The sequence below is a fragment of the Nonomuraea sp. NPDC049504 genome (assembly GCF_040676845.1).
GTDB classification, from domain to species: Bacteria; Actinomycetota; Actinomycetes; order Streptosporangiales; family Streptosporangiaceae; genus Nonomuraea; species Nonomuraea salmonea.
Genome location: NZ_JBFAPT010000008.1, coordinates 57100 through 71248, shown reverse-complemented (window position 1 = coordinate 71248; position 14149 = coordinate 57100). Strand labels below are relative to the sequence as shown.

The 14149-nt window shown below is 68.3% G+C and carries 14 protein-coding genes; 10 read left to right on the top strand and 4 right to left on the bottom strand.

Going from position 1 to position 14149, the window contains the following annotated elements:
* The first annotated feature begins 12 nt into the window (after positions 1-12).
* The 3 genes from AB0K28_RS17225 (at position 13) to AB0K28_RS17215 (ending at position 3456) form a co-directional block, all read left to right on the top strand.
* Positions 13-504, top strand: coding sequence for a MerR family transcriptional regulator (locus tag AB0K28_RS17225; protein ID WP_364370633.1), 492 nt, complete (start codon positions 13-15; stop codon positions 502-504).
* Positions 505-599: 95 nt separating this feature from the next.
* Positions 600-1895 (top strand): MFS transporter, encoded by a 1296-nt coding sequence (locus AB0K28_RS17220; RefSeq protein WP_364370630.1) that lies wholly within the window; start codon positions 600-602, stop codon positions 1893-1895.
* A gap of 103 nt (positions 1896-1998) precedes the next feature.
* On the top strand, positions 1999-3456 hold the full coding sequence (locus AB0K28_RS17215) for a zinc ribbon domain-containing protein (RefSeq protein ID WP_364370627.1): 1458 nt from the start codon (positions 1999-2001) through the stop codon (positions 3454-3456).
* Between the two features lie 181 nt (positions 3457-3637).
* On the opposite strand, the gene AB0K28_RS17210 is transcribed toward AB0K28_RS17215, so the two are convergent.
* Positions 3638-3757 carry a DUF305 domain-containing protein gene (locus AB0K28_RS17210; RefSeq protein WP_364370625.1) on the bottom strand — a complete coding sequence of 40 codons (120 nt, stop codon included), beginning with the start codon at positions 3755-3757 and terminating at the stop codon, positions 3638-3640.
* 369 nt (positions 3758-4126) lie between these two features.
* Between AB0K28_RS17210 and AB0K28_RS17205 the strand changes: the two genes are divergently transcribed.
* The 7 genes from AB0K28_RS17205 (at position 4127) to AB0K28_RS17175 (ending at position 11274) form a co-directional block, all read left to right on the top strand.
* Complete coding sequence (locus AB0K28_RS17205) at positions 4127-4567, top strand: cupin domain-containing protein (protein WP_364370622.1); 441 nt, start codon at positions 4127-4129, stop codon at positions 4565-4567.
* A gap of 91 nt (positions 4568-4658) precedes the next feature.
* Complete coding sequence (locus tag AB0K28_RS17200; protein WP_364370619.1) at positions 4659-4877, top strand: hypothetical protein; 219 nt, start codon at positions 4659-4661, stop codon at positions 4875-4877.
* Positions 4878-5366: 489 nt separating this feature from the next.
* A complete protein-coding gene (locus AB0K28_RS17195; RefSeq protein ID WP_364370616.1) occupies positions 5367-6941 on the top strand; it encodes an ABC transporter substrate-binding protein in 1575 nt (524 codons plus the stop codon).
* Positions 6941-7912 (top strand): ABC transporter permease, encoded by a 972-nt coding sequence (locus AB0K28_RS17190; protein ID WP_364370613.1) that lies wholly within the window; start codon positions 6941-6943, stop codon positions 7910-7912. The genes AB0K28_RS17195 and AB0K28_RS17190 overlap by 1 nt, the downstream gene beginning before the upstream one ends.
* On the top strand, positions 7909-8760 hold the full coding sequence (locus AB0K28_RS17185) for an ABC transporter permease (RefSeq protein ID WP_364370610.1): 852 nt from the start codon (positions 7909-7911) through the stop codon (positions 8758-8760). The genes AB0K28_RS17190 and AB0K28_RS17185 overlap by 4 nt, the downstream gene beginning before the upstream one ends.
* On the top strand, positions 8757-10454 hold the full coding sequence (locus tag AB0K28_RS17180; protein ID WP_364370607.1) for an ABC transporter ATP-binding protein: 1698 nt from the start codon (positions 8757-8759) through the stop codon (positions 10452-10454). Before AB0K28_RS17185 ends, AB0K28_RS17180 begins: the two co-directional genes overlap by 4 nt.
* A gap of 64 nt (positions 10455-10518) precedes the next feature.
* Entirely contained in the window at positions 10519-11274 is a 756-nt protein-coding gene (locus AB0K28_RS17175) for a (2Fe-2S)-binding protein (RefSeq protein WP_364370604.1), read from the top strand.
* Between the two features lie 113 nt (positions 11275-11387).
* Here AB0K28_RS17175 and AB0K28_RS17170 read toward each other — a convergent pair whose 3' ends face one another.
* The 3 genes from AB0K28_RS17170 to AB0K28_RS17160 all read right to left on the bottom strand — a co-directional run bounded on the left by AB0K28_RS17170 (position 11388) and on the right by AB0K28_RS17160 (position 14098).
* Complete coding sequence (locus AB0K28_RS17170) at positions 11388-11861, bottom strand: universal stress protein (RefSeq protein ID WP_364370601.1); 474 nt, start codon at positions 11859-11861, stop codon at positions 11388-11390.
* Between the two features lie 197 nt (positions 11862-12058).
* Complete coding sequence (locus AB0K28_RS17165) at positions 12059-13609, bottom strand: multicopper oxidase family protein (protein ID WP_364370599.1); 1551 nt, start codon at positions 13607-13609, stop codon at positions 12059-12061.
* Between the two features lie 87 nt (positions 13610-13696).
* Complete coding sequence (locus tag AB0K28_RS17160; RefSeq protein WP_364370596.1) at positions 13697-14098, bottom strand: hypothetical protein; 402 nt, start codon at positions 14096-14098, stop codon at positions 13697-13699.
* Positions 14099-14149 lie beyond the last annotated feature (51 nt).

Here is a 14149-nt window from a genome sequence, read left to right as displayed (position 1 = left end):
CTTAATGTCGGCATGAAGTCAAGCACCACGATGACCATCGGCGATGTCGCGGAGCGGTTCGGTCTGGCCACTCACGTCCTTCGGCACTGGGAGACGATGGGGCTGCTGACACCGGCCCGCGTCAATGGACAGCGCCGCCGCTACGGTCGGGACGATCTCTACCGCGTGGCAGTGATCCTGCGCGCCAAGGAAGCCGGCTTCAGCCTGGACGAGATCCGGGAGATGATGACCACCTCCAACCCGGCGACACGACGGGCCGTCCTGGTTCGGCGCCGGAAAGAGTTGGCGGAACGCATCGCGGCGGCACAGGCGTCCCTCGACCTCATCGACTGCGCGCTTGAGTGCGATCACGAGGACATCGGCAACTGCCCGCACTTCCAGGCGATGGTCGCCCAGCGCATCTCTCTGGACCCGCATCTCACACGCGGACCGGAGGCTCCGATTCGACCGGCTCTTCCTCAGCGCTCGACGCATCTGCGGGCCGCCGAAGAAAGTCACTCCTAGCCGGAATACCCCACAGGGGTATGATGCTTACGCGGGCGCCAGGCCTGCCGGGACGACAAGTCCCGGCAGACATACCTCCTCTTAGGGAGCCTGCGATGAGAAAGCTGCCATTGGCGATCTGGGCGATGGTCGTCGGAGCGTTCGCGATGGGCGCCGACGAGTTCATCGTCGCCGGCGTCGTCCGGGAGATCGCCCAAGCGCTGAACGTCACGATCGGCGCCGTCGGCGCCCTGGAAAGCGTCTACGCCCTCGGCGTCGCGATCGGCGCGCCGGTGTTCACCGCCCTCGGCACCCGATTCGGCCGCCGGCCGATGCTCCTGATCACTACCGGCGTGTTCCTCCTGGGCAACCTGATCTCCGCCCTCGGTCCGACGTACGCCACCATCATGGCGGGACGCGTCGTCTCGGCCATGGCTCATGGGGCGTTCCTGGGCATCGCCGCCGTGTACGCCGCCGAGTTGGTCGATCCGGCCCGCAAGGGCCGTGCGGTGGCCATTGTCTTCTCCGGCCTCACCGCCTCCACGATCCTCGGTGCTCCGATCGGAGCCGCCGTCGGACAGGCGCTCGGCTGGCGGTTCACGTTCTGGACGCTCGTGGTCTTCGGCGGGATCGCGCTGCTGGGCCTGCTCGCCTCGCTCGGCCGTACCGCCGCTCCGCACGCGAGTCATGAGCACCACCACGACCCGCAGCCCGGCGCGGAGTACGCAGACCTCGACGCGCACGCCCTGGCCCACCTCGGCGGAGCCGGCCAAGGGCCCTCCATGCGGGACCAATTGGCCGCGCTGCGCCGGCCGGCCGTGTGGGGAGCGCTCCTGACCACGATGCTCGGATACGGAGGCGTCTTCACCAGCTACGTGTACCTGGCGCCGCAGATCACCGAGGTGACGGGATTCGCCAGTGGCTGGGTCACGCCGCTGCTCCTGATCTTCGGCATCGGGCTTTTCATCGGCAACCACCTCGGAGGCAAGCTGGCCGACAGGGCGGTCATGCCCACGGTCATCGGCAGCCTGAGCACGCTGGCGATCGCCTTGTTCGCGATGACGTTCGCGATCGAGAGCAAGCCGGCGACGGTCGTCATGACCCTGGTCTTCGGCATCGCTGCCTTCGCCGTGGTGGCCCCGCTCCAGCTTCGGGTGATGTCGGCTGCCGGGCACGCGCCGGACGTGGCTTCCGCGGCGAACATCTCCGCCTTCACTCTGGGCAGCGCCATCGGCATCTACCTCGGCGGCGCGGCCATCGACGGCGGCTTGGGCCTGAGCTCGGTGAACTGGGTCGGCGGCCTGCTCACCGCCGCCGGTCTGGTGACGTCCCTGGCCACCTGGGCCCTTCTCGACCGGCACCCTCGCACCGAGCCACACGACCACGCGCCCGCCTCAGCACACCACCACTGATCGCCGCGGGACCCTCCCGGAAGTCGGATCCGGGAGGGTCCCGCGCCTTGACTTCAAGTCCCCAGCGAGGATTCTTGTACTATCCGGCATAGGAGGGATGGCCATGCGGCGTTTCGCTCTCCTCGCCGCCTGCCTGGCGTTCCCGGCGTTCTGCGCGAGCCCCGCTCTGGCCCATGACCATCCCAGTGGCATCAGCGACCTGGTCACACCCGCAGTGGTTCGCATCGAAGCCACAGCTCGCGTCGAGATCACTCTCGTGGATCATTCGGACGAGTTACGTCGAGTCGAACGCAGCTACGACGTGCCTGTCGGTTCCGGCTCCGGCATCGTAGTCACTCCTGACGGGACCATGGTGACGCTCACCCAGGTGGTCAAGAGCGAGCAGAACCCCTCGGTCTACGCTGCCAACAGCATCTTCGCCGATCACTACAAAGTGAGCATTCCCCGCGACTTCGACAAGCACACCGTGCCAAACGACGAACTCAACGAGCAGCTTCAGCAGTGCTATACGCCGGAAAAGGCGACTTCAGCCTGCACGGTCAACGTCACGACGGCCGTACAGGTGTTCCGCAACACGTTGCCGCCGGACACGAAAAGCACCACGGCTGAGATCGTGCAGGTCGGCACGCCGGAGACTCCCGCCGTCCTCAAGCTCTCCAGTCCCGACGCCGCGAGCACGGGCCTTCCTACCGCACCACTCGCGACACAGGTTCCCGGCAAGGAAGGCTCGGCTGTGAATGTCGCGGGATTCCGCGGCCGTCCGAGCCCGCAGCAGGGTGACCACGTCGACATAGCCCACCTAGGAAGGGGCGGGACCAGCGCGGCAGGCCGCGGCTTCGCCGACCCGCGGCAGAAGGTCGACGAACCGCCCAAGCTGGGCGCCTTGGTCGACGAAGGCCTCCGCGGAGGACCGGTGATCGGCGACCAGGACGGGCACGTCATCGGCCTGCTCACTGGCGGCGGCAAGGACGCGAGAATGATCGGTGTCCGGGAAATCGCCTCCGCACTGGAGAAGGCCGGCATCAGGCCTCAGCGAGGCGCCATCGACACGGCGTTCGAAACCGCGTTGACGCGCTTCCACACCCACTACTACGGACAGGCCGTAACGGGATTCCAGCGGGTACTCGAACTGTCCCCCGGACACGTCATGGCGGCCGAGCACCTCAAAACGTCGCTGACCAAGAGGGGCACCGCCGAGGACAGAGGCGTGGCCACGACCGAACCGGCGCCGAGCACCCCGACGCTACCTCTGCTGGCCGCGGGTCTGCTCCTGGCTGCGGCGCTGGGCGGGCTCCTATTTCTGTGGCGACGTCGTGCACTGGTCTCGGCCTCTTCCGGGCCGTTGGCGGCGGTGCGCTCTCGCCTCGATGAGGTGGCCGACCGCACCCGCACCGTCCGGCGCCCTCCCGCCCTCTCCTTCACGCCGGACTCGGCGAAGAACAACGCTCATACGCGTGGCCAGTACGGGGAGCCGGTGATGAGGTTCTGCACTGCTTGCGGCATGCAGGCCGAGGCTGGTCATAAGTTCTGCGGTTACTGCGGTCATTCTCTCGGCGGATGACTTCCGCCAAGTCCCGCAGGCAGCGCAGCGGCACGAAGATTGCGTTTATGAACTACCGGCGAATGCTGGCCGGCGGCTTCGTCTCCCACTGACACCCATCCGTTCTCGCCACCGCATACGCCTCTCAGCCATGAGAGTGCCCGGGCACTTGTCGCGCTCAAGCGACCCGCCACGTCCTTGATCAGAGCCGGTTAAGGATCTTCTGGAAGCGTTTCACCTCGGCCCGCTGAGTAGTCTCTATGGTCTTGGCCAGTGCCTTGGCCCGGGGATTGGAGCCATCGCCCTGCTCCGTACGGGCCATCTCTGTGGACTGATTCGTGGGCTAAGGGAGGCATCTCCGGTCTGGGCGTGGGTGAGGCACTTCTGCGCTGGGACGTCACGACACACCAACGATCAGAACGGCAAGGGCTGACAGCAGCCGCGGGGGCGATGCACGCGGAGGCCGGCAACCTCGACATCGCCGGGGCACGGGTCCACAAGGACGCTCCGTACCGCCGTCAAGACGCGCCACCGCTCGCCGACGATCCCCCGAAACGACCCAAATCTTGAGCTGCGCGGATGCGGTTCCAGCGGCCGTCCCGCGTAAGGCGTTGTCACACATCGGGGACCCTATCTGGTCTGAGCTGGTGCACGGCCGGATCCAGTAGGCCACTTGCCAGAAGGAAGCCTGATGCACACCGATCAAGCTCACGCTCATCACCTCGAGAACCCCGACAAGAGCGGGCCGCCGCCGAAGATCGACGTGGTCTCCTCCGTGCCGGGGGCTCCCGCTGCGCCGGAGGGCGCCGAGGCGATGACGATCCTGATCACGCTGCCGCCGAACAGCCCTGGTGCGCCGCCTCACCGGCACCCCGGCCCCGCGTACGGGTACGTGGTCAAGGGCGCCATCAACTTCGAGCTCGAAGGTGAACCCGTACGGGTTCTTCGGGCCGGTGAGGCGTTCTGGGAGCCCGGCGGGGACCTGATCCACTACCAGGACGGCAACCACCTCGCCGACGAGGAGTCGGCAGTCGTGGTGACGATGTTCTGCCCGCCTGGGCAGCCGATGCTGGTCCCGGTCAGCCCGGAGGAGTTGGAAGCCCGGCGAGACCGTCGCGCACCGCAGGCATGACCAAGGTTTCGTTGACTGCGCTCGTCCGCAATCTGCTCAGGCTGGCCCGTGCCGCAGTACCACCACCGTCCACGGTGGACACGACCGTTCGTTGCGGCAGACCGTGATGGCGCTGCGGCAGGGCGAGCACATGCACGAACGCGAGCATCCTGGCGAGGTCACGGTCCACGTGCTGCACGGGCTGGTGCGGCTTGTCGCCGAGCCCGACTCGCGGGACGGGCTGCCCGGCGATGTGCTGGTCATGCCCGAACGCCGCCACCGCGTGGAGGCGGTGCAGGAGTGCGCGATCCTGTTCACCACAGCGCGGTGAAGCGAAGAGGCGGGGAACCGGACTTGGTTCCCCGCCTTCAGCTTTGTCAGACGGCCGTTCGACCAGCTCGCCGACGTGGCGACATCCTTCATCAGCGGGGGATCTCGTCCGGCCCTGATCGGCACTCTGGCGGGTTCCTGGCCGAGCACCAATTTCCATGGGCGGCCGCCGGACCAGCTCACCTACGGCTATCGATAGTAGAGAAGGCTGTCCGACGATTACGGACGCCCAGGTCACGCACCCTCACACTCCCGCCGCGGACTTCAGGATCCCTTTGTTTGCGCAGCTCATAAGCATGGCTGTCGCCCAGCCGAGCTGCTGGGCGCGAATTACGGAGTTTACATATTGGGCACTTGTATCTACGGAAAACCTCTATAGAGTCGCTTGAAACACCGCTTCCTCAAGCGGGAGCGGTCTCGGCCTCTTATACCCCCGGGAGGTTCCGTGTATCGGCTATCCCTGTCAGTCCTCGCATCGACGGCCGCTCTCTTGCTGTCTCTGGCCGGATGCGGCGCGGGCACCGAACCTCCACGAGGCAGCCAGACCACCGGGTCCGCCAAGAGCCTCACCATCGCCATCTCGTCCGACGAGGGCACCCTGACCCCGTTCACCAACCAGACCGGTTACCCGGGCAACAACCTGGTGAAGCTGATCTTCGACACCCTGGTCATCGTCCAGGGCGACGGGGTCACACCGCTGCTGGCCAAGCAGATCCAGACGACGGACAACAAGGTGTTCACGATGCCGCTGCGGCAGGGCGTCACATGGCACGACGGCAAGCCGCTGACGGCCGGCGACGTGGTGTTCAGCGTCGAGTTCTACAAGAAGCACATGGAGGGTGACTCCTCGATCGACGTCCGGCCGGTGGAGAGCGTGACCGCGAACGGCGACACGGTGACCCTGACCCTCAAGGAGCCGGACCCCGAGTTCCCGCGCCGGATCCTGGCCGACATGGCGATCCTGCCTGAGCATCTGTGGTCGTCGGTGGACAAGGTGAGCGAGGCAGGGACGGACAAGGCGGTCGGTACCGGGCCGTACAAGCTGACCCGTCATGACAACGCCCGCGGCTGCACGCTGACCTCGAACACCTCGTACGCCATGGGCAAGCCGAAGATCGACACCGTGAAGGTCGTGGTCATCCCGGAGGAGTCCACTCAGTTCGCCGCCCTGCGTACGGGTGAGGTGCACATGTCCACCCGGATCGTGCCCCCGCAGCAGTTGCAGGCACTGGAGAACCAGCCGAACATCGGCGTCATCAAGGGCACCGAGTTCGCCTCCACGCTGCTGGCCTTCAACACCACCCGGGCGCCGTTCGACAGGCCGGAGGTCCGGCGCGCGCTGGCCAAGGCCATCGACGTGGCCGACCTGGTCAAGACCGCGCTGCTCGGGCAGGGCACCCCCGGTAACCCTGGCTTCATCCACGCCGAATCCCCCGTCAGGCCCGACCGGTTGCCACCCGTCCACGACGTCGAGGCGGCCAAGCGCGAGCTTGACGCTCTGGGTGCCAAGCCTGGCGCTGACGGGGTCAGGGTGCTGGATGGCCGGGCGATGTCGTACGAGCTGCTGGTCCAGAGCACCTCCACCGACCGGCTGCGCAGCGCCGAGCTGATCCGCGACATGCTCAAGGCGGTAGGCGTGGCCGTCAAGGTCACCTCGCTCGACCCGGACTCGCTGGATGCGAAGGTGTGGCCTGACTACGACGTCCGCAAGGGCCGCAATTACGACATGTCCATGTGGGGCTGGTCCGCCCCCGTCATGCTCAGCACCGGCACCATCGCCCAGCTCGTCGCCTCCGACCCGGACGACGGCTCGCTGAACATCGTCGGGTTCGAGGACGACGAGACGGACGCGATCGTGCGCACGCTGACCTCGGCGCCCAGCTTGGAGGCCAGAACAGCGGCGGCCAAGCAGCTTCAGGCCCGGATCGCCGAGCAGATGCCTTTCCTGACGCTCTACTACCGCAACGGCGCCTACGCCTTCCGCAAGGACGTTTACAACGGCTGGAGCTGGCAGAACGGCTCGGCCGCGCTGAACAAGTTCTCCCTCGTCGACTTCAAACTCTGATGGGCTGGAGATACGCGGCAGGCAGGCTGGCCGAGTACACCACCGTGCTGCTGGTCGCGCTCACCCTGAACTTCGCGCTGCCCCGCGCCCTGCCGGGCGGCCCGCTGAAACTGTTCGGCAGCCCGGAGGCACTGGCCAGGCTCACCACCGAGGAACGGGCACAGATCGCCACCCAGTACGGCTTCGGCAAACCCTTGCCCGAGCAGTTCATCGACTACCTCGGCGGCGTCCTCACCCTGAACCTCGGCACCTCCTTGTCCGACGGGCGACCTGTCACACAGGCGCTCGGCGAGGCGCTGCCATGGACGCTGCTCCTCGTCGGCACCAGCATCGTGGCCACAGCATTGCTCGGGGTCACCTTAGGGGTGATCGGCGCGCTGCGCAGGCGCGCAGGCAAGGGCTCCGGTCTCCTCGGCACCGCCGTGGTGCTCGATTCCCTCCCCCAGTTCTGGCTCGGAATGCTGCTCATCGTGCTGTTCGGCGTTCAGCTCCAGCTCCTGCCGACCTTCGGGGTGTCGGGCATCGAAGGCGTGACGGCGTCCGGGGTGCTGCTGCACCTGATCCTGCCGGTGAGCACCATGACGCTGACCGGGATGGGCTACCTGTTCCTGTACACCCGGTCGTCGCTACTGACCGTGCTCACCAGCGAGCCGATCCAGCACGCGCATGCCAGGGGCGTACCGTACGGACGGCTCATCCGGCGGCACGCCCTGCGGCCCGCGCTCCTGCCCGTGCACACGATCCTCATGATGGAGATCGGTTTCCTGGCAGCGGGCTCGATCGTGGTCGAGACCGTCTTCGCCTATCCCGGTCTCGGCCGCCTGACCTTCGACGCGATCACGGCCCGGGACTACCCCCTGATGCAGGGCGCGTTCCTGGTGCTCACACTGATGGTGGTGCTGATGAACGCGCTGGCCGACGCCACCTACCCGCTGCTCGATCCCCGCGCCAGAAGCGGAGGCGTCCGATGATGTTCCTGCGCGCGCCCCGCCGCGATCTCCTCGGTGCTCAGGGTTGGGCAGGCGTCGGCGTGCTCGCCGTCATCGTCGGGGTCGCCCTGTACGGCATGGCGCTGCCCGACGACGCGGGGCGGGCAAGGGTCGCCGAGCCCTACGCCCGCCCGGGAGCCGGCCTCCCTCTGGGCGCTGACGACCTCGGCAGGAACCTGCTGGACCAGCTCATCGTCGGCGCCGGCACATCCTTGAGCCTGGCCTTCATCGTCGCGGCGGTCACCACCTTGCTCGCCGCGGCGGTGGGCGGAGCCGCTGGGATCGGTCCGCGCTGGTTGTCGGTCACGTTGATGCGCGGCACCGACGTCATGCTGGTGCTCCCCGAACTGATCCTCTACATCCTCGCGGCGGCCTTCCTGGGCCAGTCCTTCGGCACACGGGTCGCGATCCTGTCGCTGATCCTGTGGCCGGTCCCGGCACGGGTCCTGCGTGCCGCCGTCCTGACCGCGTGGTCCCGCGGTCACCTGGAGGTTGCGCGGGCGATGGGGGCGCCGCGCTGGTGGATGCTCATACGGCACGGCTCCTACCTGATCGGTCCCCTGCTCATCCCGGTGTTCGTCCGTACGGCTATGCGCGCGGTCATCTACGACGCGACGCTGTCCTTCCTCGGGCTGGGCGACCCGACGGCGCCGAGCTGGGGCACCACGCTGTTCTGGGTGCAGACGAACGGCGTGTTCCTCTCGGACGCGTGGCTCTGGTGGGCGCTTCCCCCCGGTGCCGCGATCACGCTCACCGTGCTCGCCCTGGCGCTCATCGGCATCGCCGTCGAGGAACGTCTCAATCCCGCGCTGAGAGAGGCCATCCGATGACGTTGTCCCTGCGCGACCTCAGGGTGTCCTACGCCGGCTCCCCCGCTGTGGACCGGATCAGTCTGGACGTCGGGGCAGGCGAGATCGTGGCGCTCGTGGGTGAGAGCGGCTGCGGCAAGACATCGCTCGCCCGCGCGCTGCTGGGGTTGCTCCCCCGCACCGCCGTCGTGACCGGCTCCGCGATGCTCGGCGGGGACGAGCTTGTCGGCCGGGGTGACTGGAAGGGCGTACGGGGCCGCCGGATCGCCATCGTGCCGCAAGGCGCGATGACCGGCCTCAGCCCCGTGCACCGCATCGGCCCACAGCTCATCGAGATGCTCGCCCTGCACGGCGGCCGGTCACAACCGGCCGAGCTGCTCGAACGCGTCGGGCTCCAGCCGGGCATGCTGCGCCGCTACCCGCACGAGCTCTCGGGAGGACAGCGCCAGCGCGTCGCGATCGCGCTGGCCCTGGCGGGTGAGCCCCGGCTGCTGGTCGCAGACGAGCCCACCACAGGGCTGGACGCGATCACCCAGCGGCAGGTTCTGGCACTGCTCGCCGGGCTCGGCACCAGCATGCTGATCGTCTCCCATGACCTCGCGGGGCTGATGCCGTACGCGGACCGGGTCGCCGTCATGTACGCAGGACGCCTGGCAGAGGTCCGCCCCGCCCGCACGCTGGCTGCCGAGCACGCCCATCCCTACACCGCCGGCCTGCTCGGGGCCACACCCGTCGCGGACAGGGAGGTGCCATGGGGCAGCATCCCCGGCGCGGCGCCCGCGCTCGACGTGTTGCCGAGCGGATGCACCTTCGCGGCCCGGTGTCCTCTGGCCACCGACCTGTGCACGCAGCGAGCTCCGGAGCTGCGCTCGTACGGGGAAGCGCAGGTCGCCTGCCACCATCGCGGCAAACCGGCGTATCCGGTGGTGCCGCGGGGCGAGCATCGCCAGGGAGCCCCGGTCGTGCGCGTGTCCGGGATCCGGCACATCTACCGCAGCCGGCCCCGGGCCGTGGAGGCACTGCGCGAAGTGAACCTCGACATCCATGCCGGCGAGATCGTCGGCCTTGTCGGCGAGAGCGGCTCCGGCAAGAGCACCCTGGCCCGGATCATCCTCGGCCTGCTCCGCCCGGCCGGCGGGGACGTCGAGATCGCAGGGGAGTCGATGACAGCCCTGCGCGGGCGGCGCCTGCGCAGGCTCCAGCGCCAGATCGGGTTCGTCCATCAGGATCCCTACGACGCACTCCACCCGGGCATGCGCGTGGCGGCCCTGGTCACCGAACCTCTCGCAGTGGCCGGGACACCGCGCGAGCAGCGAGACGAGCGCGTCCGCGAGGCCGTGGCGGCGGCCGGGCTGCCGAACTCACCCGACTTCCTGCACCGCTTCCCCAGCCAGCTGTCCGGCGGGCAGCGGCAACGCGTGTCCATCGCCCGGGCTCTCGTGGCCGGTCCCCTCCTGCTGGTGGCCGACGAGGCCACGTCGATGCTGGACGTCTCCACGCGGGCCGGCATCGCCACCACGTTGCGTTCGCTGGCAGCCGATCGGGCGCTGGCTGTGCTGTTCGTCACCCACGATCTGGGGGAGGCCGTGCAGGCGTGCGACCGGATCGTGGTGCTGCGCAGCGGCACGGTGGTCGAGCACGGGCGGTGCACCGACATAGCCCGCGCGCCAACCCATCCCTACACGGCACAACTGCTCGAAGCAGCCCGAACCTGACTCTCGCTGGACTACTACTATCATGCATCGTTTGTTGTGAACTGATGGAGCAAGGACAGAACGAGTGACAGACGTCTTCACACGGTTGGAATCCTTCGGCGACCGCTTCCGGCTCGAACGCGGGCTCGCGGAAGGCGCGGACTGGATCGGCTGCGACCGCCTCCTGGACCCTCAGTCAGAGGAGCTGGGCCGAGTGCTCGACGCCGAGCGTCACGCCAGCGGCCAGGTCTCCGACCACGCGACCGCACTGACCGTCATGGCCGTGTACGCGGGCACGGTGACGGCGTCGGCCGTGCTGGCGTGGGCGGTCGAGGGCGTGGTGATCGACATGCGGCCGGGCAACGTCGCCATCCGGCTCTCTCCGCATCACGGATTCGAGGCCGTCGGCCTGCGTGATCCCAAGGTCGTGGAGGCGCCCCTGGAAACCCTGGTGGAGTGGGTGCTGGACGAGCATCTGCTGCCCCTCGCGCAAGCCATGCGTCTGCGCACCCGAGCCGGGCTCCGGCAGCTCCACGGCGGCGTGGCCCATGGCTGCGCGGCGGCCTTCTGCATCGCCAGTCGTCGCGGTGGAGACGTCGATCGGCTGCAGAGCTCCTACGAGGCGTTCCTGGCCGCCGCCGGCAGTGGGCTGGAGCGCCTGGGCACCGTCATCCGCCTGCGGGAAGGTGAGCGGGAAGGACTCTTCTACCTGCGCAACACCTGCTGCCTGTACTACACGTCCGCCGAACAGGTGAAGTGCTCCAGTTGCTGCCTGGACAGCATCGAGGAACGCGTCAAGAACTATCGGCGGGTGCTGGCTGACGGTGTCGTCCCGCACTGACGACCCCGCCCGGGCCCCTCGCGCCGCCCGGGCGGGGTCTTGGTGTCATGGCCGGTCGAAGATTATGCGTAACGCCTGGCAGTCCCGATATCTACGACATGTATCCGTAGTCGTCAGGTGTCAAACAGCCGTTCCAGATCACGGCCGCGGGCTCTTGTACGGTACAGAGCCCGTAGTCCGGCCGGCAGCGGCACGGTGAGCACCTGACACCGGCCATGAGTGACACAGTAGAGACTCAGGGCGGCGCCTCGCCATCGCCGTAGCAGGCCCACGTCTCCGCAGCCGAGCACGAGCAGGTCGTCCTCACGGTCGGCCAGATCGACCAGTGCTGGACCGGGCGCCCCACGAGCGACCACGGTGCGCACCTCGAGATCGGCGGGGATGCTGCCCAGCGCCTCCTTGAAAGAGACCCATATCCCCTCCTGCAGCCAGGAGAAGAACTCGTGTCGATCGTCCAGGCCCGGAAGAGCACCGGCGCCGGGTAGCACGCGTATCGCGCACAGGCATGCGCCGCGTCGCCGGGCCTCCTTCACGGCGCAGCGCAACGCGACCAGACTCGCCAACGAGCCGTCGAGAGCGACGAGCACGCGTGGCCCCGTGTCAGGCAAGAGATGCGGAGATTCGTTGTCAGGGTTCATGGAAACCCATCACCTGCCTCGCAGCCGAGTCTAGTATCAGCTGCTTTCCGGCGGCGCTCCTCGGTACCGCGCTCGCCCGGTTGATCCGGGCCATCATGTCCCGGAACGGCCACGGTGGCCCGGATCACAGCTCTGGCCTGCGGTGATCAGGCCTGCTGGTAACCGAGAAGCGTCATCATGCCGGATTCGGCGTGGTAGATGTTGTGGCAGTGGATCATCCACAGGCCCGGGTTGCCGGCATCGAAGTCGACATTCAGCGTGCGGTTGGGCAGGACGATCGCCGTGTCCTTGCGGATGCCGCCGTCCGCCAGGGCGAAGGTGTGGCCGTGCAGGTGCATGGGATGCCACATCGAGGTGCGGTTGACGAACGACAGCCGCACCCGCTCGCCGGAGCGCACTGGTGCGATGGTCTTGGGGTCGTACTTCTTGCCGTTGATCGCCCAGTCGTAGGCCATCATGGTGCCGGTGAGCTCCAGTTTGATGGTGCGGTCGGGGTTCTTGGGCGCCAGCCGCACGCCGTCGGCCGGACGTAGATCGGTGTAGCGAATGACGTCGCTGTCCAGTTCGCGAGGGAGCACACCCGCCTCGGGTGTCGCGACGCTCCCGCTGGTGCGGATCAGGCCGCGCGCGAGGGCCTTCTTGCCTTCGGCGAGTGCGACCAGGGGAAAGACGCCGTCCTTGAGGGTGACCAGGACGTCGTAGCGTTCGCCCATGCCGATCAGCAGCGCCTCAGTGGCGGCGTGCTGGACGGGAATGCCGTCGGTGTGGGTGACGGTCAGCCGGTGCCCGGCCAGCGCCACGCGGAAGGCGGTGTCGCCGCCCGCGTTGATGATCCGGATGCGCAGTCGCGTTCCGGGCTTGGCGCGGAAGGTGTCGGGAGCGGCGGGGATGCGCCCGTTGAGCAGGAAGTGCGGGTAGCGCACGTCGCCGGCGTCCCCGCCGAGCAGGAGGCTGGTGGCACCCATGAGCATGTGCCCCGTTTGACCAGGAGGTGTGGCCCCGTGGTCCATCCCCGGCATGTCCTCAGGGGTGGAGGCGGCCGTGCCGCCGCCGTGGTCCATGCCCATGCTCATGCCGCGGGACAGCTCGGCCAGGACCTCGTCCGGCGTGCCGGTGACCCCGTCGAGCCAGTCGTCGAGGACGACGACCCACTCGGCGTCGTAGCCGAGCGGCTCTTGGGGGTCTTCTACGATCAGCGGAGCATACAGGCCGCGGTCCAGCTGGGTTCCGGAGTGCGGGTGGAACCAGTACGTGCCGGGGTCGGGGGCGGCGAACTCGTAGACGAACTCGGATCCTGGGGCGATGGGCTGCTGGGTGACGCCGGGAACGCCGTCGGCGTCGTTGCTCAGCGCCAGGCCATGCCAGTGGATGCTGGTGTCCCGGGGCAGCCGGTTGGCCAGGCGGGCGCGGATCACCTCTCCGGCCCGCACCCGGATGGGCGTGCCGGGGATCTTCCCGTCGTAGGCCCAGGTGCGTACGGAAAGCCCGCCGAGGTCCGCCTCGGTCTCTTCGGCGGTCAGGCGGAAGTCGCGGACCGCTCCGGCGCGGCGTGCCCGCTCCGCCCTCCGGACCTGCTCGCTCGCCGGCGTGACGAATTCGGGAGTGGCGGCGGGCTTGTCGGCGCAGGCGGTGAGGGCGGTCCCGCCCAGGAGGCCGAGCCCGGCGGCCCGGAGCAGGGTGCGTCGATCGAGTTGCATGATGGATGCCTCGCAAAAGGTCGTGCTCACGGATGGACGGCGGCCGGACCGGCTGGCATGGCAGTTCCAGCGGTCCGGATCCGGCCTCTACGTGCGCAGGACGACCGTTCGTGTCAGCATCAGGACGGCCGGCGGGCCGCGAAGCAAACCGGAGCCCGGCCATTTCACGATCGGGCGACGGTCGGTTCGCGCGTCGAATATCCGTGTCAGGTGCAGCAGGGGTACGGCGAACAGGACGAGGGCCGCCAGGATGGCCAGGCAGATGGCGGCGGAGCCGAGATTCTCGCTCGGCACCCCGCCATGGTCGGGCACCGGTGCCGCGGAGTGAGCACTGCCGCCGGGGATCATGGCCACGGGGGCAGGAGACGGCACGTCATGCCCGCCGACGTGGCCGAGCGTGTGCATCGCGGCCAGCCCCAGCGCGAGCAGCGTGGCAAGCAGAAGAGCCGGGAGCAAGCCCGCGCGCCGTCCGCTCTGCCTCAGCCTCATGGCCCAAGGGTACGGCATAGCTACTATGCAACGTCGTGGATACGTCTGGTC

What these genes read in the sequence shown, in the direction of transcription:
- AB0K28_RS17225 (WP_364370633.1), top strand. Translation starts at nt 13, where the DNA reads ATGAAGTCAAGCACCACGATGACCATCGGCGATGTCGCGGAGCGGTTC.
- AB0K28_RS17220 (WP_364370630.1), top strand. Translation starts at nt 600, where the DNA reads ATGAGAAAGCTGCCATTGGCGATCTGGGCGATGGTCGTCGGAGCGTTC.
- AB0K28_RS17215 (WP_364370627.1), top strand. Translation starts at nt 1,999, where the DNA reads ATGCGGCGTTTCGCTCTCCTCGCCGCCTGCCTGGCGTTCCCGGCGTTC.
- AB0K28_RS17210 (WP_364370625.1), bottom strand. Translation starts at nt 3,757, where the DNA reads ATGGCCCGTACGGAGCAGGGCGATGGCTCCAATCCCCGGGCCAAGGCA.
- AB0K28_RS17205 (WP_364370622.1), top strand. Translation starts at nt 4,127, where the DNA reads ATGCACACCGATCAAGCTCACGCTCATCACCTCGAGAACCCCGACAAG.
- AB0K28_RS17190 (WP_364370613.1), top strand. Translation starts at nt 6,941, where the DNA reads ATGGGCTGGAGATACGCGGCAGGCAGGCTGGCCGAGTACACCACCGTG.
- AB0K28_RS17185 (WP_364370610.1), top strand. Translation starts at nt 7,909, where the DNA reads ATGATGTTCCTGCGCGCGCCCCGCCGCGATCTCCTCGGTGCTCAGGGT.
- AB0K28_RS17180 (WP_364370607.1), top strand. Translation starts at nt 8,757, where the DNA reads ATGACGTTGTCCCTGCGCGACCTCAGGGTGTCCTACGCCGGCTCCCCC.
- AB0K28_RS17165 (WP_364370599.1), bottom strand. Translation starts at nt 13,609, where the DNA reads ATGCAACTCGATCGACGCACCCTGCTCCGGGCCGCCGGGCTCGGCCTC.
- AB0K28_RS17160 (WP_364370596.1), bottom strand. Translation starts at nt 14,098, where the DNA reads ATGAGGCTGAGGCAGAGCGGACGGCGCGCGGGCTTGCTCCCGGCTCTT.